Here is a 532-nt window from a genome sequence, read left to right as displayed (position 1 = left end):
AAGCGCACCATCGAGGCGCTGTGGCAAGGCATCTGGGCCTATATCAACCATTACGAAATCGGCGTGATGACCGGCTGCGCGTCCTTTCACGGCACCGTGCCGGCAGCGCACGCGGAGGCGCTCACCTACCTCGCCCACCACTGCCGGACGAATTCGGCCTGGGACGTGCGCGCCGTGTCCGGGCGCTACTGCTCGATGGATCTGATGCCGATCGAGGCCGTCAATACCAAGGCGGCGATCGCTGCGATGCCGCCTTTGGTCAAGGGCTACCTGCGCGTCGGTGCCCGCATCGGTGACGGCTGCGTCATCGACCGCGAATTCTCGACGGTCGACGTCTTCGTCGTCATGCCGGTCAAGGAAATCGGCGCCCGCTACGTCAACTATTATGGCGGGGAAGCCCAGCGCTTCGCTGCCTGACGCTAGCGAATAGCGAGGAGTTACGCCGCAATCCTGCGGACTGCTATTCGCTATTCCCTATTCGCTTCCTTTTCACGGAATATCTTCCGGCCGCCGGCCGGGTCGGCTCTTGTAG

At 63.0% G+C, this 532-nt stretch carries 1 pseudogene; it reads left to right on the top strand.

Annotated features, from left to right (window positions below):
• Positions 1-417: pseudogene (locus EN935_RS39655) on the top strand (ornithine--acyl-ACP N-acyltransferase OlsB); the annotation flags it as partial.
• Positions 418-532: the final 115 nt, after the last annotated feature.

Origin of the sequence: Mesorhizobium sp. M7D.F.Ca.US.004.03.1.1 (assembly GCF_003998635.1) — a bacterium.
GTDB classification, from domain to species: domain Bacteria; phylum Pseudomonadota; class Alphaproteobacteria; order Rhizobiales; family Rhizobiaceae; genus Mesorhizobium; species Mesorhizobium loti.
Note: the sequence above shows the minus strand (reverse complement) of the source record. Positions and strands in the feature narration are given on the sequence as shown.